Origin of the sequence: Cryobacterium roopkundense, assembly GCF_014200405.1 — a bacterium.
In the GTDB taxonomy this organism is placed as follows: Bacteria; Actinomycetota; Actinomycetes; order Actinomycetales; family Microbacteriaceae; genus Cryobacterium; species Cryobacterium roopkundense.
Genome location: NZ_JACHBQ010000001.1, coordinates 3,568,727 through 3,593,387 on the forward strand (window position 1 = coordinate 3,568,727; position 24,661 = coordinate 3,593,387).

At 66.5% G+C, this 24,661-nt stretch carries 20 protein-coding genes; 4 read left to right on the top strand and 16 right to left on the bottom strand.

Annotated features, from left to right (window positions below; translation table 11 throughout):
* Nucleotides 1–39: 39 nt before the first annotated feature.
* Nucleotides 40–2,490 carry a right-handed parallel beta-helix repeat-containing protein gene (locus tag BJ997_RS21985; RefSeq protein WP_152602336.1) on the bottom strand — a complete coding sequence of 817 codons (2,451 nt, stop codon included), beginning with the start codon at nucleotides 2,488–2,490 and terminating at the stop codon, nucleotides 40–42.
* Between the two features lie 400 nt (nucleotides 2,491–2,890).
* On the opposite strand from BJ997_RS21985, the gene BJ997_RS16600 reads away from it, so the two are divergent.
* The gene (locus BJ997_RS16600) at nucleotides 2,891–3,403 is read left to right on the top strand and encodes an FAD synthase family protein (protein ID WP_084141670.1); all 513 of its coding nucleotides are present in this window, start codon (nucleotides 2,891–2,893) and stop codon (nucleotides 3,401–3,403) included.
* Nucleotides 3,404–3,437: 34 nt separating this feature from the next.
* On the opposite strand, the gene pip (BJ997_RS16605) is transcribed toward BJ997_RS16600, so the two are convergent.
* The 15 genes from pip (BJ997_RS16605) to pip (BJ997_RS16675) form a co-directional block, all read right to left on the bottom strand.
* Nucleotides 3,438–4,394, bottom strand: coding sequence for a prolyl aminopeptidase (pip, locus tag BJ997_RS16605; RefSeq protein WP_035839486.1), 957 nt, complete (start codon nucleotides 4,392–4,394; stop codon nucleotides 3,438–3,440).
* A 9-nt stretch (nucleotides 4,395–4,403) separates the two neighbouring features.
* Nucleotides 4,404–5,081, bottom strand: coding sequence for a response regulator (locus BJ997_RS16610; protein ID WP_035839484.1), 678 nt, complete (start codon nucleotides 5,079–5,081; stop codon nucleotides 4,404–4,406).
* Entirely contained in the window at nucleotides 5,078–6,361 is a 1,284-nt protein-coding gene (locus BJ997_RS16615) for a sensor histidine kinase (protein ID WP_183323620.1), read from the bottom strand. Before BJ997_RS16615 ends, BJ997_RS16610 begins: the two co-directional genes overlap by 4 nt.
* A 10-nt stretch (nucleotides 6,362–6,371) precedes the next feature.
* Nucleotides 6,372–7,226 carry an ABC-2 transporter permease gene (locus BJ997_RS16620; RefSeq protein WP_035840853.1) on the bottom strand — a complete coding sequence of 285 codons (855 nt, stop codon included), beginning with the start codon at nucleotides 7,224–7,226 and terminating at the stop codon, nucleotides 6,372–6,374.
* Nucleotides 7,223–8,182: an ABC transporter ATP-binding protein gene (locus tag BJ997_RS16625; protein ID WP_035840851.1), complete on the bottom strand. Its 960-nt coding sequence runs from the start codon at nucleotides 8,180–8,182 to the stop codon at nucleotides 7,223–7,225. The genes BJ997_RS16620 and BJ997_RS16625 overlap by 4 nt, the downstream gene beginning before the upstream one ends.
* Before the next feature lie 158 nt (nucleotides 8,183–8,340).
* A complete protein-coding gene (locus BJ997_RS16630) occupies nucleotides 8,341–9,768 on the bottom strand; it encodes an HNH endonuclease signature motif containing protein (protein ID WP_183323622.1) in 1,428 nt (475 codons plus the stop codon).
* A 289-nt stretch (nucleotides 9,769–10,057) separates the two neighbouring features.
* A complete protein-coding gene (locus tag BJ997_RS16635) occupies nucleotides 10,058–12,154 on the bottom strand; it encodes an acyl-CoA dehydrogenase family protein (protein WP_035837845.1) in 2,097 nt (698 codons plus the stop codon).
* 284 nt (nucleotides 12,155–12,438) lie between these two features.
* A complete protein-coding gene (locus BJ997_RS16640; protein ID WP_236629057.1) occupies nucleotides 12,439–13,038 on the bottom strand; it encodes a class I SAM-dependent methyltransferase in 600 nt (199 codons plus the stop codon).
* A 2-nt stretch (nucleotides 13,039–13,040) separates the two neighbouring features.
* On the bottom strand, nucleotides 13,041–15,062 hold the full coding sequence (recQ, locus tag BJ997_RS16645; RefSeq protein WP_035837843.1) for a DNA helicase RecQ: 2,022 nt from the start codon (nucleotides 15,060–15,062) through the stop codon (nucleotides 13,041–13,043).
* A gap of 9 nt (nucleotides 15,063–15,071) precedes the next feature.
* A complete protein-coding gene (locus BJ997_RS16650; protein ID WP_052542451.1) occupies nucleotides 15,072–16,145 on the bottom strand; it encodes an acyltransferase family protein in 1,074 nt (357 codons plus the stop codon).
* 107 nt (nucleotides 16,146–16,252) lie between these two features.
* Nucleotides 16,253–16,891, bottom strand: coding sequence for a copper resistance CopC family protein (locus tag BJ997_RS16655; RefSeq protein WP_160175895.1), 639 nt, complete (start codon nucleotides 16,889–16,891; stop codon nucleotides 16,253–16,255).
* A 7-nt stretch (nucleotides 16,892–16,898) separates the two neighbouring features.
* A complete protein-coding gene (locus tag BJ997_RS16660; protein ID WP_084141390.1) occupies nucleotides 16,899–17,699 on the bottom strand; it encodes a YcnI family copper-binding membrane protein in 801 nt (266 codons plus the stop codon).
* 65 nt (nucleotides 17,700–17,764) lie between these two features.
* Entirely contained in the window at nucleotides 17,765–18,391 is a 627-nt protein-coding gene (locus tag BJ997_RS16665) for a hypothetical protein (RefSeq protein ID WP_052542449.1), read from the bottom strand.
* 42 nt (nucleotides 18,392–18,433) lie between these two features.
* The gene (locus BJ997_RS16670; protein WP_052542448.1) at nucleotides 18,434–20,302 is read right to left on the bottom strand and encodes an ExeM/NucH family extracellular endonuclease; all 1,869 of its coding nucleotides are present in this window, start codon (nucleotides 20,300–20,302) and stop codon (nucleotides 18,434–18,436) included.
* Nucleotides 20,303–20,476: 174 nt separating this feature from the next.
* Nucleotides 20,477–21,436: a prolyl aminopeptidase gene (gene pip / locus BJ997_RS16675; RefSeq protein WP_035837839.1), complete on the bottom strand. Its 960-nt coding sequence runs from the start codon at nucleotides 21,434–21,436 to the stop codon at nucleotides 20,477–20,479.
* A gap of 122 nt (nucleotides 21,437–21,558) precedes the next feature.
* Between pip (BJ997_RS16675) and BJ997_RS16680 the strand changes: the two genes are divergently transcribed.
* The 3 genes from BJ997_RS16680 to BJ997_RS16690 all read left to right on the top strand — a co-directional run bounded on the left by BJ997_RS16680 (nucleotide 21,559) and on the right by BJ997_RS16690 (nucleotide 24,658).
* A complete protein-coding gene (locus BJ997_RS16680; protein ID WP_152602269.1) occupies nucleotides 21,559–22,683 on the top strand; it encodes a DUF3558 domain-containing protein in 1,125 nt (374 codons plus the stop codon).
* A gap of 36 nt (nucleotides 22,684–22,719) precedes the next feature.
* The gene (locus BJ997_RS16685) at nucleotides 22,720–23,922 is read left to right on the top strand and encodes an LCP family protein (RefSeq protein ID WP_052542447.1); all 1,203 of its coding nucleotides are present in this window, start codon (nucleotides 22,720–22,722) and stop codon (nucleotides 23,920–23,922) included.
* Between the two features lie 199 nt (nucleotides 23,923–24,121).
* Entirely contained in the window at nucleotides 24,122–24,658 is a 537-nt protein-coding gene (locus BJ997_RS16690) for a DUF7010 family protein (protein WP_152602268.1), read from the top strand.
* Nucleotides 24,659–24,661 lie beyond the last annotated feature (3 nt).

A 24,661-nucleotide genomic window follows, 5' to 3' on the forward strand; every position in this document is an offset into this window, starting at 1 on the left:
GGTGGTGGCCCCGTCAACCGAGGTCGTGCAGTGTCTCCTCTAGTTTGCCCACGCGCCCAGGTTGAGGGTTCCAGTCGCTCGTGAGACGAGGGCGGCTACATCGGCCGGCAACGGCAGCGCAACCGAGGGGATCGCGTTGACAACGGCCGCGGTGGGCTGTGATATGCCGGTCAGAGCGGCGCTGCCATCAAGGCCCAGGCTGCGGGCTTCCTGTCCGGTCGCCGCCTTGAATCCCGCGAGGTTGAAATACACCGCCGGGTTGCCGGGGCCACGCGACCAGGCGACCAGCCAGGTGGGTGCCGACGTCGAGTTGCGCTGATAGACGTTGCCGTTGGTGGTTACGCCCATCTGCTCCGCCGTGCTGATGTGACCGTAGTCTTCAACTCCCAGCACCATGTTGCCGGTGCTGTTGGCAATGATGTTGTTGCGGATCACGATGTCGGTGACAACCCAGGTCATGGTCGGGTCTGGCAAGACCTGACGCGGGTCATGCCCAGCTGTCGCGAGGTTGCTGGCCCGACGGTCGCCCTGAGCGACCTTGATCGGACGACTGGCACCGGTGATGGTGTTGTTCCAGATGTGCACCGAGGCGGTGTCACCCACGAGGATTCCCACGAGGGTGTTGTTGGCAATGACGTTGTTGGCCACCTCGAACTTGGCGGAGATCTCCAGCACCAGCGCATTTCCCGTATTACCGATGATGTCGTTACCCGTGACGATGCCGTTGTAAACAGACTCGTCGAACCAGAGGGCGTTACCCAGGTTGCGAAGGAACGCGCTGTTGGTGACAGAGACTCCACGCGAGCGATGGATCTTCAGGCCGCCGGACACAGGCGCCCGGTTGAATCGCTCGGTGTTGTTATCGGCGGAGAGCATCTGGGTGACCTTGAGTCCGTCGGCGTACGAGACCGTTCCGCCGAGCATGCCGTTGCGGGCAAGCGTGATGTTCTTGAAGGTAGCGTTTACAGTTCCCAGGCCAAGACCCGTGGTCGAATTGTCAGTGATCTCGAGGTTGTCCAGGGTGACGTTGGTTGCGTAGACGGTCATGGCTCCCATGTCGGGAACGGAAGGAGCATAACGCCTCACGCCGAAGCCTCGGAGCACGCTGTCATTACCGCTCACCGTGATGGCCTTGACCAGGTCACTGGCGCGAACACTCTTTCCCGTGGGATCGGTGCCCATGTACATGGCCTTCGCCGTGTAGTCGACGTAGAACTTGCCGGCGGTCACCTCGGCAAGGGAACCCACCTGTGCGAGGGATGAGCCATCCGCCCAGAGCTGGTCCGGGTGCGCTGCCATGGGATAGGCCGGGTTGACGAAGGCCCAGGCCCCGGTCCCGTCGAGCGCACCTCGCTTGTACGTGGGGCTGGCATCGAAAGTCACGTTCCAGTTGCTGGACACCCACGTGGCGCCGGACTTCACCCAGTTCGTGACAGCTCGGCTGCCGTCAAACCAGGCCGGCTCGTTCGGGTAGGACTGGATGGTCAGCTTCTTGGTCTTGGGAAGCAGGATCGTCTCGTGGTAGGTACCGCCGCGCAGCACGATGGTGGCTCCGGTGGGGGCGACGTTGATTGCCTTTTGCACGGTCAGGAACGGCTGTGCCAGTGCCCCGGATGCGGTGTCAGAGCCGGTGGGTGAGACGAACAGCGAGCCGCTGGGAATGGCGTAGGCCGTGGAACCGACCCGAGCGGCCCCGAGAACACGACGCACTCCGGGGACCGGAATGGTGGGGTTGGGCGACGGCAGCACGGTCGGTGTGACGGTCGGTGTCGGCGTCGGAGTCGGCGTCGGCGTCGGCGTCGGAGTCGGCGTCGGAGTCGGCGTCGGCGTCGGAGTCGGCGTCGGCGTCGGCGTCGGCACTACTTCGCGGGTTGCTCGGTAGGCCGTGAGGTTGTCGAACTCCGTCGTGACGGGGACGTTGGTGGCCGAAGCCGACAGATACGTGCGCAGTCCCATCGAACCGGCAGTCTGCAGGCCGGCGGTCGCGTCAGTGGTGGCTGCCTGCCAGGCTGCGGGTTGTGCCTGCCCGGTCGCCCAGACCATGGCCCGCAGCGTGGTGGGTGACGTGCCGAAGGCCTGCACCCGCACCTGCAACTTGGTCCCGGCGGTGTAGGTAATGCCCAGATTGACGGCGACGAGGGATGTCGCGCCGCGCATGAGGTGCAGCTGTGCGGGGACGCCCTGTCGCAGCCAGACACGAGCGGAGTAATCGGAGCCCCCGGCGGAACGGGCGACCTCAGTCACGTAGATGCCGCCGCCGGTGGGCGGTTTGTCCGCGGACACCGTGACCTGCATGTCTACATCGCTCGAAGTAACGCTCGGCAACATGCTGCTCTTGGTTGACCCGGTCGGCACGACCTGCCGTCCGGTTACGGTCGTGCCATATGCGCTGAGGTCACCGGTATGCGTCCAAGCCCCGCCGATCCCGGCGGTACCCCAGCCGTTGGCGGTCGTGCGCTGGAAGGCGTCCTGCACGGTCGGCGGTGCCACGGTCGCCGCCTGCGCAGGAGACGCGGACAGGCCGGCGACCAGCATGAGAATTGCAGCGGCAGTAGCCGTGGCCCTGGTGCGAAGTCGGTGGAACTTTCTTGTGGTCCGACTGTCTCGAGTTAGTGGTGAATCGTTAAATTCCGAACGTATTGCAGGAGGCATTAGCTGATTTCAGATGGCGCACGTTCGGAGAATGCTGGTCTATGCAACCGTAGGGGGCCACTGAGTGAACATAAGACTCCCTCATGTTCCGCCCAAAGTCAATGAAATTCCGAATGCTCGCGGTATTTCCCTGATGGAACCACGACAAAGCAAGCCCTATCCCCCGCTAATTTGTGGGTCTAACGTTAAGTGATCTAAGTGTGAACAGCTGCCTCTCCACCCCCACCGCTGCGGGCTCATGTCGGCGGCCCGAGAGAAAACCGAGCACGCCGTGACACCAGACCTAGCAGTTGAAGGATCCAGAGCAGCAGCCGGCCGAGTCGGCTATGCGGCCGGCGGTTTTGACCTGTTTCATGTGGGCCATCTCAATATTCTCAAGCACGCCAAGAGCCAGTGCGACTACCTCATCGCGGGCGTCGTCTCTGACGAAATGCTCACGCTCACCAAGGGCGTCAGCCCCGTGGTGCCGCTGGCCGAACGGCTGCAAATCGTTCAGCACATCTCCTACGTGGACGAAGCCGTCGCCGAGATTCTCGAAGACAAATTGCAGACCTGGGCCGAGCTGAAATTCGACGTGTTCTTCAAAGGCGACGACTGGCGCGGCACGCCGCGGGGCCTGCACCTCGAACGCGAATTCGCCGCCGTCGGCGTCGACGTGGTCTACTTTCCCTACACCGTCAGCACCTCGAGTACGGCCCTGCGACGTGCGTTGATTGCGCTTTCTCAGTCCGAGGCTGAGGCGCGGGCCTAGCCTTCGCCGCCTCCGTTGCGCATTCGCACGCGTGTTAGGCGGCGAACCTGTCCGTGGCTGTGATGATGGCGTCGAGGATTCCGGGCTGGTCGAAGGCATGGCCGGCATCCGGAATGAGGTGGAACTCGGCTTCGGGCCAGTTCTTGTGCAGGTCCCAGGCGGTGAATGCCGGCGTGCACATGTCGTAACGCCCTTGGATGATGACGCCGGGAATCTCGGCGAGCTTTCCGGCGTCCCGAATGAGCTGGTTCGGCTCGAACCAACCGCCGTTGCGGAAGAAGTGGTTCTCGATGCGGGCGAACGCCACGGCGAACGACGGTTCGGTGAAGTGCGCGATCTTCTCGGGCTCCTGCAGCAGGGTGATGGTGGACGATTCCCAGGTGGACCACGCAACACCTGCCCGTTCGCGCACAAACCTGTCGGGATCATTCAGGAGCCGTCCGTAGGCCTCAATGAGGTGTGTGCGCTCCTCGACGGGAACCGGCGCGATGAACGCCTCCCAGAGGTCGGGGTAGATCGCTGCGGCCCCACCCTCGTAGAACCAGTCGAGTTCCACGGGGCGCAGAGTGAAGATGCCACGCATCACGAGCTCGGTGACCGCCGCAGGGTGCGTTTCCGCGTAGGCGAGGCCGAGCGTGCTCCCCCACGATCCGCCGCACACGAGCCAGCGTTCGATGCCGAGGTGTTCCCGAAGGGTCTCGAGGTCGGCCACGAGGTGCCACGTGGTGTTGGTGGCCAGGTCGGCTTCGACCGCGCTCGCGTGTGGCGTGCTGTTGCCGCAGCCGCGCTGGTCGAACAGGATGATGCGGTATTTTTCGGGGTCGAAGACTCGACGCTGCGCCGCGCTGCTCGCGCCGCCGGGTCCGCCGTGCAGATAGACGGCGGGCTTGCCGTTCGGGTTGCCCGAGGCTTCCCAGTACAGCGTCTGTCCGTCGCCAACGTCGAGCATGCCGGTTTCGTACGGTTCAATCTCGGGGTAGAAAGTGCGCATACCCCGAGCCTATTCCCCCACGAGGCCGAGCTCGTAAGCCAGGATGACGGCCTGCACGCGGTCGCGCAGCCCGAGCTTCTGCAGGATTTTGCCGACGTGGGTTTTCACCGTCGACTCCGAGAGCGAATATCGCACGCCCAGCTCGGGGTTTGACAGTCCTTCCGCGATGGCGAGAAAGACCTCGCGTTCGCGGGTCGTGAGAACGCAGAGCCGTGCCGCAGCGGCATCATCCGATGGATTCTCGGCGGGCAGCTTCGACCCGAACAACTCGAGCATGCGTCGGGTAACACGCGGAGAAACTGATGCTTCCCCCGATGCCACCGAACGGATCGCCGCGATCAGTTCCCCCGGTTCGGTGTTCTTAAGCAAAAAACCGCTCGCGCCGGCGCGCAGACCGCCGAATGCGTACTCGTCGAGGTCGAAAGTGGTCAGGATGATGACTCGGGTGTCCGGGTTCGCCGACGTGATGACGCCCGTTGCTTCGATACCGTCCATCCGGGGCATGCGAACGTCCATGAGCACAACGTCCGGGCGTTCCCGAGCCGCGAGCGCGACAGCCTCTGCGCCGTGGCCAGCCTCGGCGACGACCGTGAGGTCATCCTCCGCCTCGAGCACCATGCGGAAGCCCACGCGCAGCAGGGCCTGATCGTCGACGAGCATCACGCGGATGGGTGGCGTCGACGTCATCGGCGGTCCTCGGGGTCGAAGCTCATGGTGCCCTTCACCCGCCAGCCGCGGTTCGCAGCGGCCCCGGCCTCCAGCGTTCCGCCGTACAGGGCCACCCTCTCCTGCAGACCGATGATTCCGCGTCCAGACCCCTGCGAAGGCCCTGGCACATGCAACAGTCCGTTGTCGGTGACGACTACCTCCACGCTGCCCGACGTCGCCACGATGCGCACGGTCACGAGGGTGGGGCTGTCGGCGTACCGCAACACGTTCGTGAGCGACTCTTGCACGATTCGATAGATCGTCAACTGCACGCCGGTATTGCTCGGACCGCGGCCATTTTGTTCGAGTCGGATCGGTACGTTGGCGGAGCGGAATGATTCCACGAGTTCCACGAGTTGCTCCGTGCCGGGCTGCGGCGCGAGCGGGGCCGGGAGGGCGGCCGCGGTCGGTCGGTCCTCGGCATCCGCTTCGGGGTCCTCGGCGAGCACACCGAGCAGGCGGCGCATCTCCTGCATGGAGCTGCGGCCGGTCTGCGCGACCTCGAGCATGGCGGCGCGTGAGCGTTCCGGGTCTTTCAGGGCGATCGCATGCGCACCATCGGCGAGCGCCACCATGACGGAGAGGCTGTGGGCGACCACATCGTGCATCTCACGGGCGATGCGCGCGCGCTCCGAGACCCTGGCGAGCTGCGCCTGCTGGTCGCGCTCCCGGGCAAGCTGCTCGGCCAGGTCAAGCAGAGCGACGACGTAGCGCTTGCTGTTGCCCATATTGACGCCCACCAGAGTGGCCGCCAGCATCATGATCGCCACCTGGATGGCCACGGGAATCCAGGGCACATCGACCGGATCGTCGGTGAGCCAGGCTGCAAGACCGGCCAGGGCCAACGACGCGCTGAAGCCGATCCAGGCGCTGCGCGCGTCGGAGTACACCGCGACCGCGTAGAGCGCGAGAAGCTGGGCGATCAGGTGCACCTCGCCATAGTCGGCGAAGGTGAGCAGGCCAATCCAGGTCAGGGCCAGAACGAGCCGCGGCGCGCGGCGGCGAAAGAACAGGGCGATGGCCAGCAGCACCATAATGGCGGCGTTGAGCAGCACATCCGGCAGCGGAGCCGGGTCGTCGTCCACCAGGTTGAAGGCGAGCGTCAGGGTCATCGGCACGACGTAGAGCGCCGCGATCAAGCCGTCAGCGAGGTGCGGGTGCCGGGACCAGAACCGGCGCACGACGCCCGGCGGGGTGGGCAGACGCAACTCTCCCCCGGCCGGGGCGACCCGTCCGGGGGAGAGTTGCGTTGCGCTCATTTATCTGATGTTACGCGTCGCGTCGCTTCAGCAGGGTCGCGGCCAGGCCGAGTGCCACGGCAATCCAGCCGAGCACCACGAGCAGGCCCTGCCACGGCTCCATGCCGGTCGGAGAGAACAGTGCGGTGCCCGCGTTTGAGATCAGGTACGGCGAGGCGTCGGCGGCCCACTGTCCGCCAATCAACGCCAGCACAGTCGGCAACAGCAGGATAATGCCGAGGGCGGCGGCGATGCCACCGGCACCGCTGCGCAGGATCGCTCCGATACCGAGCGCGAACACCGACACGAGAGCCAGGTACAGCGCGGCGCCGAGCAACGGGAGGGTGATCAGCGGGTCGAAGAGGCTGATGCTCAGGCCCAGCGGGGAGAGCATCGGCACAGCCACGAGAAGGGACGCCATCACGCTCACGAGGCCCACGAGGAACGTGCAGACCAAGAGCACAACGGCCTTGGCCGCGAGCGCCCCGAGACGGCGGGGCGCTGCAGTGAGGGTGGACTTGATCATTCCGGTGCTGTACTCGCCGCTGATCACGAGAACGCCGAGCACGGCAACAATCAGCTGGCCGAAGAGTACGCCGATGGTGGCGGACTCCAGAAGGATGCCGGCTTGGTCTGCGGCCGGCAGACCGCCGAGGGTGCCGGCGCCTCCCGAATTCTCGAAAAGCGCGCGGTTGCCCGACGCCGTGAGCGCCGCCATGCCAAGGGCGACGAGCACGAGGATGGCGAACGACCACGCCGTGGAACGCACGCTCCACAGTTTGATCCATTCGGAGCGGATGAGGCCGGTGAAGCTGAGGCCCGAGCGCGCGGGCACGTAAGATTCGCGCGCCGGCGCTGGCGTGGTGGGGTGGGTCAGAGTGGTCATCGTGCCGCCTCCTGAAGTTCGGGTTCGGTCGGTTCGGGCTTGTCGGCCGCGGTGCCGCCGGTGCGATACTCCAGCTCGTCCTGGGTGAGGGACATGTAGGCCTCCTCAAGCGACGCGCTCACCGGTGTGAGCTCGTGCAGCACGATTCCGGCGGCGGCCGCCTGGTTGCCGATCTCCGCCGCGGTCACGCCGACGATTTCGAGCAGGTCCTGCTCGAGATTGGCCACGGTCACGTCCGGTTGGGCGAGCAGACTCGCGAGTGCGGCGCTGTTCGGTGTGCGAACCCGCACAGTGCTGCGGGTGGACGAGGAGATGATGTCGGCCACCGGGGCATCCGCTATCACCCGACCGCGGCCGAGCAGAATGATGTGATCGGCGGTGAGGGCCATCTCGCTCATCAAGTGTGAGGACAGCAGCACGGTGCGCCCTTCGGCGGCGAGCTGGCGGGTGAGGCGTCGCACCCATTGGACTCCCTCGGGGTCGAGGCCGTTGACGGGCTCGTCGAGGATGAGGGTGGCGGGGTCGCCGAGCAGTGCGGCGGCGATGCCGAGGCGCTGGCCCATGCCGAGGGAGAAGCCGCCGACGCGCTTGCGGGCTACCGGCTCGAGCCCGGTGAGGGCGATGACTTCGTTGACCCGGCTCGAGGGGATGTTGTGGGTGGCGGCCATGGCGCGCAGGTGACTGTAGGCGCTTCGACCGGTGTGCACGGCCTTCGCGTCGAGCAGCACGCCCACTTCGCGAAGCGGCGCCTTGTGCTCGGCGTAGGGCTTGCCGTTCACGATGACGGATCCGGAGGTGGGCCTGTCGAGTCCTACGATCATGCGCATCGTGGTGGACTTACCGGCGCCGTTCGGACCCAGGAATCCGGTCACCTTGCCGGGCTGCACCACGAAGTCGACCGAGTCGACCGCCGTCTTGCTTCCGTAGCGTTTGGTCAGGGACTGTGCCTGAATCATCCGTTGCCTCTTTCGTCGTGGTGGGCCACACCAGCGGTGCGGCCCACTCAAGACGTTACGGAGAACGGATGCCGCGGCGCATCGGCCGCAGGGAGGGTCTTGCTGCGGCCGCCTCATACCCCGGTATGACGCCCGGCACCTCCCGCTGGTGCCGCCCGTTAGCGCTTGTAGTGGGGTCCGTCGTGTCCTTTCGGTGTCGGGACCGGTGGTCGGCCGCCTCTGCGCGGCGTTCTCCTCGGATCGACACTGGCCGGAGGGATGAAGTACACCACGTTATCCTTCACGACCACGTCCCAGCCTTCGCGGTGGATCCGATGATGGCACGCACTACAGAGCATCACGCAGTTGGCTTGATTTGTCGGTCCGTCATGCGCTTTGTACCAACGAATGTGATGCCCCTCCGCATAGCTCGGCGGCCGGTTACAGCCAGCCGTGGCGCACCCGCCGTCCCTCTCGACGGCCGCGAGCTTCTGCGCCGTCGTAAAGAGCCGTTTTCGGAGGCCGAAGTCGAGAACTTCACTCTTGCCGCCGAGGACCATCGGGATCAAACACGCCTCCGCCGCCATCCTTCGGGCCGTTCCGGCGGAGATCGGCTGTTCAACCCCATCCAGTTGCGCTTCACCGAGGCCGGTTTGTAGGGATTCGAGGGTCATCCTGACGATGATCGTCGTGTGATCCAGCGCCCCGAGCCCTTCCTTGCAGGAGAGAGCGTGACGCACGATGTCGACGAAGGCATCGAAGTTCAGTTGCGGCATTGTTCGGCCGTCGCCGATGATCTCGTGGTTGTCGCCACACCCGTCAGGATCTTCCTTGGCTTCAAACCTGGGTTTGCGCAGTTCCGCGCTGGTCATCCCGTCGATCGCGGTGTCCAGGTACGCCGCTGACACCGGGTCCGCATCGAGCACGTAGCGTTTCATGCCGTTGGGCAGCACCAGCCGATTCAACCCCCGCCGCGACACCAGCACCTCCTCCCGCGGTTCGACCCCGTCCACGTCGAGGGCGTCCCGGTACCGAATCGACAGCTTCCGCACCGAGTCGACCGGGTTGGTCACCGCGAACTCCACCAACTCCTTCTCCGCCGCGTCGAGGTCTTCGGTCGTGGCCCGAGGGGCGGCCTGCTCGAGGTTCGCCGTGATGTACAGCGCCGAATCCACGGTGAGCTCCCCGGCATTGACCGCTCGAGCGACCTCCGAATACTCCGGTGGCAGGTGCTCACCGATCAGGCTCGTCCGGGGCTTCGTCGCCTTCCCCACCCTCACCAACCGCCCGGCCTCAGCCATCGAGATGTGACCGATATCGGTGAGGGCGGCGGCGGCGTTTCGGTTCCCGGTTCTGGCGGCGATGCCCGAGTCGTGGTCGAAGCGGTCGTCCAGCTCACCCGCTGCTCGAACCAAAAGGGCCTGCGCCTGTCTCACCACCTCGAAATTCGAGTTCAACACGGCCAACAAACCCCCGTCGGTCATCCGCTGCAGGTCCAGCCCGGCGTCGGCTCCCTCCTCAGTGCACACACCACCGCCCAAGGAGTGAGAGTACGTATCGGCGAGTGCCGCCGTACTCTCCACGAGAAGGTCCGTTGAAGTGGTCATGGCTTAATTTTCTCAGCGACCACCGACATTCACGGGCCCTAAACAGCCCTGATCGGGGCATTCTGTGGAAAACTCCCAAAGATTCTTACCTGTGGAGGAGACACCACTCTCCGCCGGTCGAGGCGCGACGAAGGAGCGATCGAGACCCCGCGACCCGACCCTCGGACCGCACTAGGGTCTGAGGAGCGTCTCGCGCGGCCTCGAGACGCTCGTGCCTCGCGCCTCGACCAGCGGGATGGGGAAACCGCGGCGCATTTCCCCATCCCAGGATGGCGCGAAGAATGAGACGCTACTTCTTGGAGGCCTTCTCCTCACGCGGGGCGTGACCGGAGGCGCGCAGGTCCGCGTAGTACTCGCGGGCCTCGTTCTGGCGTTCGCGCTCGATACCACTCGCGATCGGGGCGCGCAGGTGGTCCTGCGTGTAGCCGAACGCGTCGACGAGGTCCTGCGCGTGCGGACGGATGCGCGCAATCAACCTGTCGATGTAGGCCGTGACGGCCTGCGCGCGCTTCGCCGAGAGGCGCCCGTTGATGAGGTACCACGCGAGATTCTTCTCCACCAGGCCGAGGCCGAAGAGGTTCCGCAGCCAGGTGAGCACCTGCTTCGTTCCCGCGTCGTCGGTCTTCTCCAGCGCCCGGGTGAACGACTCCCACTGCAGCAGTTCGGCGTGGGCACGCGCCGCTTCGATGAGCTCGTTCTGATGGGCGTTGAAGAGATCGGCCGCTTCCTTCTTGGGCAGCTTCGTGGCCGCGCGCAGCTTGCCTGCCACGTCGGCGATCATCGTCTCGACGCGGTCGGTCAGCAGCTCGCGTTGCACCTCAGTGTCGCGGAGGGCGCCGACGGAGCGCGCCGTCGACCCGCGGTCGGTCATCAGCTGGCCGAGGCTGCGCAGGCCGCTGCCGCTGTAGGCGCGACCGGCCGCCTGCTGCACGACGTAGCGGGCGAGGGCGCCGGCATCCGCTTTGGCGAACTTGCGGCTGTAATCCGTGAGCAGGCGTTTGGCCACAAGCTGCAGCAGCACATTGTTGTCGCCCTCGAACGTGGCATACACGTCGAGGTCGGCGCGCAGCCCGACGAGCCGGTTGGCGGCCATGAACCCGGCGCCGCCGCAGGCCTCTCTGGCCTCCTGGAGCGTATCGAGGGCATGCCAGGTGGAGAGCGGCTTGAGTGCGGCGGCGAGGGTCTCAAGGTCCTGGCGATCAGCATCCGTGTCGGCCTTGCCGCTAAACACGTCGTCGAACTTCACCAGGAACTCGTCGTGCGCGAAGGTCTGCGCGTAGGTCGTGGCGAGGCGCGGCAGGAGGCGGCGCTGGTGACGCTGGTAGTCGAGAATGACCTCTTCGTCCACGGGACTGCCGGCTGTGAATTGGCGACGCTGGTTGCCGTAGGTGACGGCGATCGTGAGCGCCAGAGCGGATGCAGCGGTCGCGGCACCGTCGAGCGACACGCGACCCTGCACGAGCGTTCCGAGCATCGTGAAGAAGCGGCGCCCGGGGCTCGAGATCGAGCTCGTGTAGGTACCATCGGCGGTGACGTCGCCGTAGCGGTTGAGCAGATTCTCTCGCGGGATGCGCACGTGGTCGAAGTGCAACCGCCCGTTGTCGATGCCGTTGAGGCCGCCTTTAAGGCCGTCGTCTTCGCCGCCGATGCCGGGCAGGAAGGCGCCGGTCTCGTCGCGGATGGGCAGGTAGAAGGCGTGCACGCCGTGGTTGACGCCCTGGGTGATGAGCTTGGCGAACAGCACGGCGGCGATGCCGTCTTTCGCGGCGTTGCCGAGGTAGTCCTTCCACGCCGCACGGAACGGCGTGTGGATGACGAATTCGTCGGTTTCCGGGTCGAAGGTGGCCGTCGTGCCGATGCTCGCCACGTCGGAGCCGTGGCCGATCTCTGTCATCGCGAAGGCGCCGGGCACGGTGAGGTTCATAATGTCGGGCAGGTACTTGTCGTGGTGCACCGTGGTGCCGAGGTGCAGCACGGCGGCGCCGAACAGACCCCACTGCACGCCGCCCTTGATCTGCAGGCTCGGGTCGGCGATCACCAGCTCCTCAAAACCGGCGATGTTGCCGCCGTGGTCGTCGGCCCCGCCGAGGTAGGTCGGGAACGCGCGCAGCACGTGACCGTTGTCGGCGAGCACCTTGAGCTGGCCGAAGACGCGGGTGCGGTGTTCGGCCATCGACAGGCCGGGGATCCCCTGCATGTCCGGGCGTGCGGAGAGCTCGCGGGCCGCGATGCGCACGTCGGCCCAGGTGCCGAGAAGCTGCCGGCCGAGAGTCGCCACGTTGATCCGTGGCGGCGTCGTCACGCCGTCGAGGGCGACCGGTCCGGTGTCGGTGTCGGGTTTGCTGGGAACGGTAGTGGGGGTGGGGCGCTGAATGGTGTCGGCCATCGTCGGTCCTAACTGTTTCGCGCGAAACGTCGCTGTCCGCCCACGCTAGGGCTCCCGCTGCGGCGAGTGAAATGGTGCGTGACGGGCCTACAAAGAAGCATGCGCAGCGCGGCATCCGTTTTGTAGGTTTCCGCAACTCTCGCAGTGATCTCTCAGCCATCCCCCACAACGGAACTTCGCGCCCCGCCCGACGAAATCGACGGAATTTTAGGCTCCAAAGGGGTGGGGCAGTCTAAAACCTGTGTTCCGGGCCGAGATCTCCGTCGATTTTGCGGACGGGCGGGTCAGGCGGGACGGCGGGCGGAGATGTGGAAGACGTGCCAGCGCTTCGGGCCGGAGAAGGACTGGCCGGGGCGGTCCTCTTCGACCAAGCTCGCCACCTCAAGGCCGGTGAGCAGACTCTCGACGTTGGCCCGGTCGTGAAAGTTCATGGTGGCGTTGTCAGCCCACTCGTCGTGAGGTCCGAACATTTCGCCGGCGAACCACGCGCCGGGGGCGAGGGCAGAACGGATGCTCGCCCACAGTGCCGGGAATGCCTCCGGGTGACAGAACGGCAGCGCAAACGACGACAGGACGAGGTCTGCCGGGGGCAGGACGCCGAGGTCTTCGAAACGACTCGCCGTGAACGTGAACCGGCCGAGCTCGTCGGCATCGAGGCCGGCGCGCACGCGCGCCCCGGCTGCGGGGTCGGCGTCGTAGGCGAGCACGCGCCATCCGTTGTGCAGCAGGTAACGCGTCTCGGTGCCCTCGCCGCAGCCGAGGTCGATCGCGATGCCCGGCTCAGGCATGCCTCGGCGTGCGAGGGTGTCCGTGAGCACGGAACGCACGCGGCGGCCGGCCTGCGCGTCGAAGTACCCGGTCCAGTCGAGGTTCGACATGTCCATGCTCAGGCGCCGGGCCCGGCAGCGACAACCTCGAGCAGCGCCTCGCCGTAGGCTTCGAGTTTCTTGGCGCCGATGCCGGTGATGCCGTCGAGGTCGCCCATGCTGGCCGGCTTCGCGGCTGCGACGGCGAGCAGTGTCGCGTCGCCGAACACGATGTACGCCGGAACGCCCTGCTCCCGCGACTGCGCGGAGCGCCATACACGGAGGGCCTCGAACAGGGTCGCCTGCTCCGGCGACAGGTCCGCGGCTGCGGCCTTCTTGCTCGAGGTGCGGCCGGCGGCGGAGCGCGCGGGCCGGTCGGGCTCTGTGCGCAGCTGCACCTGTCGGCTGCCGGCGAGCACCTCGGCGGCGGTGTCCGTGAGAATCAGGGTGCCGTACTCCCCCGACGTGGCGAGGTAGCCCTGCGCGAGCAGCTGCCGCACCACGCCGCGCCACTGCTGGTCGCTCAGGTCGGCGCCGATGCCCCAGGTCTTGAGCTCGGTGTGCCGGTGCTGGGTGGCGCGCGGGGTTTCCTTGCCGCGCAGAATGTCGATGAGGTGACCGGCGCCGAATTTCTGGTTGCGCTCGCGCAGCAGGCGCACGATCGTGGACAGCAGTTTCTGCGCGGGCACAGTGCCATCCCAGGCCTCCGGCGGCTCAAGGCAGGTGTCGCAGTTGCCGCACGGCTCGCTCGTCTGGCCGAAGTAGCGCAGCAGGTTGACGCGGCGGCAGTGCACGGTTTCACAGAGCGCGAGCATGGCGTCGAGGTGGGCGGACAGCTTGCGCCGGTGGCTCATGTCGCCGGGCGACTCGTCGATCATGCGGCGCTGCTGCACCACGTCGGACAGGCCGTAGGCGAGCCAGGCATTGGCGGGGGCGCCGTCACGCCCGGCGCGACCGGTCTCCTGGTAGTAGCCTTCGACCGATTTGGGCAGGTCAATGTGGGCCACGAAGCGCACATCCGGCTTGTCGATGCCCATGCCGAAGGCGATGGTCGCCACGATGATGACGCCCTCGTCGCGCAGAAACTTCGACTGCGTGCGGGCGCGCAGTCCCGCGTCGAGACCGGCGTGGTACGGCAGCGCGTTCAGCCCGCTCTGTCGCAGGAACTCCGCGGTCTGGTCCACGGTCTTGCGGCTGAGGGCGTAGACGATGCCGGCGTCGTCAGGGTGCTCCGTCTTGATGAACGACAGCAACTGCTTGCGCACCTCAGACTTACCCACAATGCGGTACTGGATGTTGGGCCGGTCGAAGCTCGCCACAAAGTGCTTCGCGTCGCCCATCTGTAGGCGGCTGGTGATTTCCTGATGCGTCGCATCCGTCGCCGTGGCGGTGAGGGCGATGCGCGGCACGTCGGGCCAGCGGTCGGCGAGCTCGGACAGCGCGAGGTAGTCGGGCCTGAAGTCGTGGCCCCACTGCGAGACACAGTGCGCCTCGTCGATGGCGAACAGTGCGATGGTGCCCTGGTCGAGAAAACGCTTGGTGGCCTCGCTCGAGAGTCGCTCGGGAGCCACGTAGAGCAGATCGAGGTTGCCGGCGAGGTAGTCGCGCTCTACCTGGCCGCGGGAGGCTGAGTCCTGGCTCGAGTTGAGGAAGGCGGCCCGCACGCCAACCGCGGTGAGCGCGTCGACCTGGTCCTGCATCAGGGCGATCAGCGGGGAGACCACGATGCCGGTGCCCTCCCGCACGAGGCTCGGAATCTGGTAGCACAGGCTCTTGCCGCCGCCGGTGGGCATCAGCACCACGGCATCCTTGCCGTCCACAACCTGCGCGATGATCGCCGCCTGGTCCCCGCGAAAGGAGTCGTAACCGAAGACCGTGTGCAGAGCCTCTGCCGCCGTGGCGAATTTGCGGGTGGCCGGGGCCGTGGCACTGAAGCGGGCAGCGGATGCCTGCCGGTCGGCGTGCGCGGGACCGCCGGACGGAGAGCCTCCGGACTGCGGTGCGGCCGCGTACCCGCCGAAGTCGGGCGGTGGCGGTGCATCGAAATCGTCCGGTGGTTCGAACTCGTCAGGATTCCAGGGGATTTCGGCGTTCCAACTCACCGTGCGAGTCTACCTGCGCCCGGGTGTCCCGAGTCGAGGTCGACGCCGCCCCACGACCCGTGGCCGCGCACGAAACCCTTTCTTGAAGGTCTGCGCCGGCTTCTCGATCAGCCACCAGCTCGCCACGGCGAGCGGCGCCGTGCTGAGAAAACTCGCCGCGATGAAGAAGACAATTCCGAATTGGGTTGCGCCAGCCAGCACGAGCAACTGCTGCACGGGAAAGGCATAGACATAAACGCCGTACGAATAGTCGTTGCGGCTGCCCAATCGCCGCAGCACGGCCGGAAGCACGGTAGCGACCCAGATCATGGCGTAGGCCAGCGGGAGGGCAGCGAGCTCGCGGCCGACGCCGAGAACGCAGAGCGCCACGACCAGCAGGCTCGCTGCGACACCGAGCGTGCCGCTGAGCGGCACGATATCGCTGTACACGAACACGACCGCGCCGGCCAGAAAGAACGGGACGAGCAGGGCGATGTTCTGCAGGTTTCCCGAATCCTGGCGAAATCCCTCGATGAACGCGAATGCCGTCGCCGCCGCGAAGAGCGCGAGCAGCGGCCACCGACGCGCGCGCACGAAGCCGCTGAGGAGCAGCAGCCCGACCAGTACGTAGCAGCCGATCTCATAGCGCAGGGTCCAGAGGGAACCGTTCCAGATGGTGTCAATGGGCGATCCCACCAGAGTGTCTCCCACGAGCAGGTCGCCGTTTCGCATGTCTGCGTTGCTGACGACGTAGTGCAGGCCGTCCTGCACGCTCCACCCGCCGTTCAGGGCTCCAGCGATGGCTGCGGCGACGAAGCCAGTGAAGACGAGGCACACCCAGTACGCCGGGAGAATACGCAGGGCACGACGCCAGAGATAGGGCCACAGCGCAGTTCGCATGCGACTCTTCGTGATCAGGAACCCGCTGATCGCAAAGAACCCACCGACCGCGAACATGCCCAGTTTCATGTCACCGAGTTGCGGGTCCTGTCCGAACCCTGAGATGGGCCAGGAATGCGACACGATCACGAGCGTGGCGAGCACGAGGCGAATCAGATTGAAGGCGTTGTCGCGCGGCTGGTGAGCGTCGGCGATGCTGGCCATGATGATTCCCCCGTCCGGTGTCGCCGCACCACACTACAAGTGCCCCCGACCGAAAGATCAGGGGCACTTGGGGGGTAACCGACCCAGCGCCCGAAGACGCGTGGTGATTACTGCTGCGGTGTGCGGCGCACGAAGAACACCGTGGCCCCGACTGCAATCAGCACGACGGCTAGGGACCCGCCGATCCAGGCCAGATCGCTCAGGGCCGGGGCAGCGGATGCGTCGGCCGGGGCCGAGCCGGTGACCGGGGCATCCGTTGCCTGACTTCCGGCGCCGCCACAGTCGGGCTTGGCGGTTGACCCCTCTGCGAGCACCTGACCCGCGGCGGGCTGCCAGGTGAAGGAGAACTCACCCGAGACGGCGTGGCCGTCGGTGGACACGGTCTGCCAGACCACCGTGTAGTCGCCGGCCTCACCGAGCTGCGCCTCGGTTTCCACAGTGGCGCCGGAGACGGCGGCGCACCCATCGCCGTAGTAGAGCGGTGTGGCAGCCGACGTGGGGCCCGTGACCTGCATAGCGCTTGCCGCGCCGGTGCCATCGAGGTCGAGCAGCAGGTCGTTCGTGGTCACGGAGAAGACCTCCGGCTGCTCCGTGACGACGGAGTCCTCGGCCGGGGAATAGCCCACCGGGTAGTTGTGCGCCGAGGCCGGGCCCGCGAACAAGCCCAGCGCCACGGCCGTGATGATGCCACCCAGCGCCGTGCCGCACATCAGGCGGAGTGCGGACCGACGAGTTGCCTCCTTCACGCCGGGCCTACGCCGACTGCTTGCGGCGCGCGGTGACGGCGAGCACAATGCCCACCGCACCGACCGCGAGGCCGCCGACGCCGAGCACTCGGGCGAGCACATCATCCGAAGATGCGGCTGCCGCCGTCGTGTCGGCCGCCGCGTCGTGGGTGTCGACGACGGCTGCCGCGTCATGACCGTGCTCGTCCCCGGTCGCCGCGGTCACCGTGATGAACGGCGCCGGGCTCGCGGGCTCGTCTTCTCCCTCTACGGTGCTGTCGCTCCAGTCGTTTGCGCCCACCTCACACGTCTGCAACACCGGGAATTCCAGGGTCTCACCGGCGGCATCGGCCGGAAGCGAAACGCTGAGCGCGAAGGTGGTGCGGAAGCCGTCTTCAAGCGGCGTCTGCGCCGTGTAGACGATCTGGCCGGTGCGGGTGGTGACCTCGTTGCCGTGGCCGTCGTCGATCGGGGTCGCCAGGTCGACGGCCACCTTGGCGACATCCCAGCCGGGGGTGATCGTGGGGGAAACGCTCGCGATGCTCTCGGGAATGGTGAAAGCCATGCTCGTGGTGGGCGAGCCCTCGCAGCCGTGGGAGGTGGCGAACGTCACGACGGACGACGAGCCGGCGGCGGTGGACGATGGGACGGCAGAGACGTGAGCGCTCGCGGCGAGCGGCGCGCCGAGGGCGAGCAGTACGCCGGCGGCGAGAGCGGATGCGGTCAGTGCGGTGGTGCTGCGGGTGATCTTCATGATGAATCCTTCAACGTTGGGGTGCACGGCGGCCGTCACAGCCACGGCGAGCGCAGCGCTATGTCTGCTACTCATTCGGTGCGGAGTGGGTATTGGTCTGGTGGCGACCGAGACACTCACGCCGGTGACCGGCGGGTTGCTCAGGCGACGCGAATACCCAGCGGCGGCCCACGGCGCCGAACTGACGAAAGCAGAACAAGCAGGTCGCGGGGTACGCTGACGCGCGCCGTGGTGGGGCGACGCGCCAAGACGGGCGGAACAACCACGGTGAGACCGGGCGAGAAAAGCGCACGAATGAGGAGCCGTGCCGTGTCGAACAGGCTCCAAAAGGCGCGTTCTCCAAATCGCAGCGCGGCAATGGTCACGACGGCGGCCACGAGGTGGGCCGCCCACATGGCGGCGCCATCGTGGCCGGCGCCGTGCGTCGTGGCGGTTCCGGTGGCCTGGATGACGCCGGGCAACAGGGCGTGCTGGTGGGTCGCCGAGGCCGCTATCGCGTCGGGCGAGAGGGCGCCGCCCGAGCCACCCAGGGAGAACAGCCCGTGGAAGATCAGCTGGCTCGCCAGCACCGCGAGGGCACCGCGCCAGAGGGACAGGGTGCGCCCGGCGAGCGCGACACAGATCATGCCGGCGAAGGCGAGCGAGACAACGATGGGCAGCAGGCCCGGACCGGAGCCACCACCGAGGGTGTGCGACACGGCGGCCACGAAGGTGGAGACGAACGCAACGATCCAGCCGCGAGTGAAACGTGCCCACCGAGTGGTCATGTTTCCTCCTTTGCCGGCCACCTCAACGATACCCGCTCCCACCTACGGCGAGATGCCCACGAGCACGGGGTCGTGGTCGCTCGAGCGGAACGGGCTTGCCGGGTCGGCGAGCCCAGACGCGTAGCCTCGGCCGGCCCATTCGGCCGAGTTGATCGACCACACTGCGGCGCCCGAGACAGCGGCGGCGAGTGACGGAGTGGCGAGCGCGTGGTCCAGGGAGCCCATTTCTCCGTCGTATAGGTAGGTGTACTCGCCAGGGGCGAGGTCGTGGAGCAGGTCCACGAAGCCCGCCTCGCTGAGGACCAGGATCGGGTCTTCTTCGGCATAGGCGTTGAAATCGCCGAGCATTAGCACGTCGGGGCTGCCGGATGCCGACTGCAGCTCCCCCACGAGTGCCACCAAAGAACGCGACTGGCGCACACGCTCGGCGCTGGAGTGCCCTTGGCCGTCGGAGGGATCCGGGCCGTCACCGCTTTTCGACTTGAAGTGATTGGCCACGACCGTCACCGTGCGATCCGACATCTGGAACGTCTGCGCGATCGGGGCGCGGGTGTTCTCGAGGCCGGCCGCGGGCAGTCGGGTGACACTGGGACCGACGGGAGTCACGGCATCCGCTTTATAGATAAGGGCTGTCGTGATGAAGTCAGTGTGGGCGGCGTCGTGGAGTGACTCGGGTGTGGGCACGAAGGCCCACGTCGGCGTGCCGAGGGCCGCGTTGAGGCCGCCCACCAGATCGGCGACGGCGGTGTCGATCGGTTCGCCGAGCCTGATCGAGTTCTCGATTTCGAGCAGACAGACCACGTCGGCACCCAGACCATTGATGGCGGACACGATCTTCGACTTCTGCACACGAAACTGGGCGGGCGTCGCCGCGCCGCGCGCCTGCGGGTTGTCGCTGGACAGGGTCGTGAAGTAGTTCTGCACGTTGAAGGTGGCCGCACGCACGCTCCCTCCCACGCTGGGCGGGCCGAGCGGGCGCGGGTTGGTCTGCGCGAATGTGGGCGGGGCGGGGTCGCCCGCAACCTCGATCGGCGTGGCCGGCTGCAGGCGCCAGTCGTCGAATCCATAGGAGAGCACCCACGCCTGTGCCGGCCATACAATGGTGTCGCCGGCACGCACGACTGTGGCACCGGAAAAGTACGGTTGCTCGTCGCCCTGATTCAGGCGTGCACTCGACCCGTCGTCGAGCACCAAGCGTCGTGCCCGGTTCTTCTCACTCGCCGCGGCGGCCAGCGGCCCGGGTCGGGCTTGCTCGGTGCCGGTCACCGGAGTTTCCGGACCCGCGGTGAGCCAGAGGGAGCCGAACTGGTCGAGCTCGTGACTGTCGCTGACCCGGAAGGTTCCCGCCGGGTGCACGAGCATGCCCTCGAGGGCCTCCCTCTCCGCGTCGATCGCGGTATCGGGCAGGTCCGTCGCCGCCGGCGTGACACCGCCCGACGGCACGACGTCGATGGCACCCGGCGTCGCGGCGGTGATTTCGGTGAGCCCCTGATGTTCGCTCACAGGTCCAGTGACGCGCACGAGATCGCCGAGGGTCGCTCCGGTGGACGCCGGGTCTGCGCCCGAGCCGAGATACACGAAGACAGCGTCGGAGGCGCCGGGGGTCGCATCCGATTCTCCGCCGGACCCGGCCGTCTGTACGTAGAAGCCGGCAAACCCGCCCGCCCGAAGATCGGCCGTCACCACGCCCTCGACAGTGACGACGGAACCGACCAGCGGGCTCTCTGCGCCGGTGCCCTGTACCTCGGAGATCGTGCGCGCGGCGGTGTCTGCTGCGGTGGGCAGCGCGCCCCGGTCGGCCACAAACGTGACGACAGCCACCGCGAACAGCGCCGCGAGCCCGACGGCAATCAGCCCACGCCTCCTTCTCCGACGCTCGGAGGGGTATGTTGCCGGTTCACTCTGACGCATGCGCTTCTCCTCACCGCTTGACGCCCCAACTGGGGTTAAGGCAGAGGGTATCGGCGGCCACCGACATCGCCATTGCCGCGCCCGCATGCCGGGCCCCCGCGCGCGCTTCACTATCCCGGTGCGCCCACGCGGCCACGGAGGTCATGGGGCGGAACGTGTCAGTTCACCACGCGACTAGGGCGAGGTCTCGAACCGGGCGCTCGCCTCCAGGATGAGCTGCAGGGTACGTGCGCTGCCGTGGTGGCCCGCTTGCCCCACGACGGTCAGCTGCGCATCGGGCCAGGCCTGCGCGAGTTGCCACGGCACATCCACCGGACCGCCGATGTCCAAGGCGCCGTGTATCAAGACGCCGGGAATCCCCTGCAGGCGGTGCGCATCGCGGAGCACCTGGCTCTCCTGCAGCCAGGCGCCGTGCGAGAAATAGTGCGCCACGATTCGCGCAAACTGCATGCGAAAGTCGGCATCTTGATAGCGAATGCTCGGGCTCCAGCCGGGTTCGAGCGACACAGCGGCGTCTTCCCAGTCGCACCAGCGCTGCGCAGCGTCGGCTTGAATCCTGCTGTCGCCGGACTGGTTCAGCAGCCTGTCATAGGCCGCAACGAGGTCGCCATCGCGCTCTGCCACCGGCACGCCGGCCTGGAACGCGCGCCACTGCTCGGGAAGATACCGTGCGATGTCGTGATAGAGCCAGTGCACATCGCTCGGTCGAGTCATCGTCACGGAGACAAGGATGAGCGCCCGAACCCGATCTGGATGGGCCTCCGCATAGGCCAACGCGAGAGTGCACCCCCACGATGCGCCCCACACCACCCAGCGATCCACGCGGAGGTGTGCGCGCAACTGCTCGAGATCGTCGATGAGGTGGTGCAAGGTGTTCGTTTCGAGGGTCACGGCCGGGTCGCTCGCCGAGGGCGTGCTCTTGCCGCAGTTGCGTTGGTCCAGTTGCACGATCAGGTACTTCGACGGATTCCAGTTGCGCCGCCCACCGGGAGTGCTCCCCGACCCTGGACCGCCGTGGAGCATCACCACGGGGGTACCGGACGGGTTTCCGCTCGTCTCCCAGTACACGCCGTGCCCATCACCGACATCCATCATTCCGGTCGCGAACGGTTCGATCGGTGGGTAGCTCTCCATGAACAACCTCCAGTTGTGACGGTGCGGTCACGTTAGCCAACCAGACACGGTTGACCTAATCGGGACAGCAGCGAAATCGCCCCTGTTGACGGGCGGACCGATTGTGCTGATACGTTGCGGGCATGGGGAAAAGCAGCGTCGCTTCGGTTGTGGGGTTCGGTTGTGTCGTGATTCTGGCGTTGGCGGGGTGCACGAGCCCGACTCCGGCGCCATCCGCTTCGGCAGGCACACCATCGGTATCGCCCACGGCCGAGCTGTCGTCGGCACCGGCTTCGCGGTTCGATGTGGTCTGCGACGACCTGGTTTCTGCCGCCGAACTCGAAGCTCTTTTTGGTGGCAACGCCTACGAGGCGAGAATGAGCTGGGGGCCATCGGTGTCTCCCGTGACGTACGCGGTGCAGAACATCGGCGGGTTGAGCTGCACCTGGGGCAATGACGACGTGCCGGTCAGCGGCATCGCCAATCCGGCCTACGACGAACTCACCGTGCAGGTGATTCCCGATGCCACCGCCGCGCAGCTCGACCTGCATACCGGTGATCATCCGCTCGACGATGCTCCGGCGTTTGGGGACACGTCTGGCACGACGTGTTTCGCCCAAGCCGGCCTGTGCACGTCCAACATCGTGGTCGGGCAAGCCTGGATCGAGGTGTTCCTGCAGGGTGCCGACGTCGCCGACATTGCCTCAGACGCCGATGTGCAGGCGCTCGCCTCCCCGGCCTTAAGCGCGATCACCGAACGAGTTGCTGCGGCCGCTAACAGGGCCGCTCCCGTCGCCGCCGTCACTGCTCGAACCGACTGCGACGTGATCCTGCCCGCGGCAACAGTGCAGTCCGTCTTCCACACGGAGGAACTGCCCGTGCACTCGCAGTACAGCAGCGGCGGTTGGAGCGTGATGACGGGAGCGGCCACGCTCGCCGGCGTGGCGCGCTGCATCGTGGGGCCGGCCGGCTCTGAGGTGGCCCACGCCAACCTTGAGCTGCTGCCGCATGGCGCGTGGGTTTTCGAAGACGCCCAGGTGGCGAGGGGCGTGTGGGAAAACCACGAGGCCGTGAGCGTTGAGGGCGTGACCCAGCAGGCCTACCTCTCGTGCCCTGTCGGCACCGTCGCGGCGTGCGCCGTCGACTTCGTCGTGGGCGATGACTGGGTGCGACTGGGTTCGTCGATCAACGGCCAACGGCCGATTGAAGACGGCGACCGCGGCCAGGTTCTGGAGCTTGCGGGGCACGTCGCATCCGCTCTGGCGTGACCCGTGGCTGACGTGAGCAGGCGAAGCAAGCGGATAATGGGAATCGCCCGTCATGGACGCCTGAAGCGATCGAATCCCTACGCAACCGCGCTCAAGATAGTCGCCATCGCGATGGCCGTGGCCGTCGTCAGTACGTCTTCCGTGGCTGCCATCGTGGTCTGGAGCTTCAGTAACAAGGTCGACGAAAATGCCATCGACATCATGGTGGGCGAGACATCGACGCCTGCGCGAGAACTCGAAAGCTATGAGAACGGTTTCAATATTCTGCTCGTCGGCATCGACAACGATGAGGCTCAGAGCGCTGCGTACGGAGAACGCGACGGAACCCTAAATGACGTGAACATTCTCGTGCACGTGTCCGCCGACCACACCAACGCTGTCGTCGTGAGCATCCCCCGCGACCTCATCGTGCCGCATCCCGTGTGCACCGACCCCGAGACCGGAAACGATTTCTCGGCGATGGCCGCACGCCCGGTCAATGAGGCCATGTCGCGGGGCGGGCTGCCCTGTGTGGTCAAGACCGTGTCCGAGTTGACGGGGCTCGACATCCCCTACGCCGGGCTCGTATCCTTCAACGACGTCGTGCAGATGAGCGACGCCGTCGGTGGAGTTCCCATCTGCCTGAACGCCGCCATCGACGACCCCGCCGCAGGCCTCGACCTGCCGGAAGGAACGAGCGTCGTCGCCGGGGAGACTGCGTTGGCGTTCCTGCGGAGCCGGAAGGGCGTCGGCGACGGCAGCGATCTGGCGCGAATTTCGTCCCAGCAGATCTACCTGGCGTCGCTCATGCGCACGGTGCAGGGCGACGGCACACTCACGAGAATCCCGACGCTCGTGAACCTGGCCAACGCTGCCGCCACCAACATCAAGCTGTCGACCTCGCTCGCCGACATCGACACCATGGTGTCCATGGCCCTGGCGCTCAAGGATATCGACCTGGAACGCCTCCTCTTCGTGCAATATCCCGGCACGACCGGAGATGCCGATTTCCCGGGCAAGGTCATGCCACTCGAAGCTGTGGCTGACGAAATGTTCGCCAAGCTCGCCGCCGACGAGCCGTTCGCCCTGCCCGGATCCAACCCCGAGCCGACAGCGGATGCCCCGGCACCGGTCGAAACGTCAACCCCGGCCCCGGGCGACACGGCCTCCCCCATCCCGGAACCGACCGTCGAGGCCTTGGATGGTCTGACGGGCCAAACGGCGCAGGACGATTCCTGCGCCGAGGCCTTCAGCGGATGACACTCGCCGCGCCGGTACTCGCCTCCGTCCGTGCTCAGTCCGCGACGACCACAGGGCTACTGCCGCGGCCCCACGGTCTCTCAGCCTTCTGGCGGTCGATTGGTTGCGCACGTGTCGCCTACGCCATGATCGGGTTGGAGCGTTGTGCTCAGGGCATCCAATTCTGCCGATCGGAATCGGCTCGACCGTGGGGGACGACATGGAATTCTTGCAAGCCCAAGCTGACGTACGACGCATTTACCACGCCGGATTCGCCGGCCCTTTAGTCTCTGCAGTCGTCTGGGCTGGGGCCAGCGCGGTCTTTACGTGGGGCTCCGTCGCGGTGGGGATGGCCGCTCTGTTCCTGGGCGGTATGTTGATCTTCCCCTTGGGCACGCTCGTCCTGAAAATCATGGGCGGCCCGACCGGCCTGCCAAAGGGGCACCCGTCGGCTGCCCTGGCCATGCAATCCGCGTTCACCGTGCCCTGCGGGCTGCTGGTTGCAATCGCCCTGGGCAGCTACGAGCCCGTGCTCTTCTTTCCCGCATCGCTCATCATCGTGGGGGCGCACTATCTCGTGTTCATTTCGCTGTATGGCATGAAAACATATGCCGTCTTGGCCGGTGTACTGATTCTGCTCGGCGTAATCGGTCTGTCCGCTGCACCAGAACTCGGAGCCATCAGCGGCTGGCTCGGCGCCGTTGCCTTCCTTCTCTTCGCCGTGGTGTTGTTTCGCGCTCGAGACACCGGCCGGTAGGCT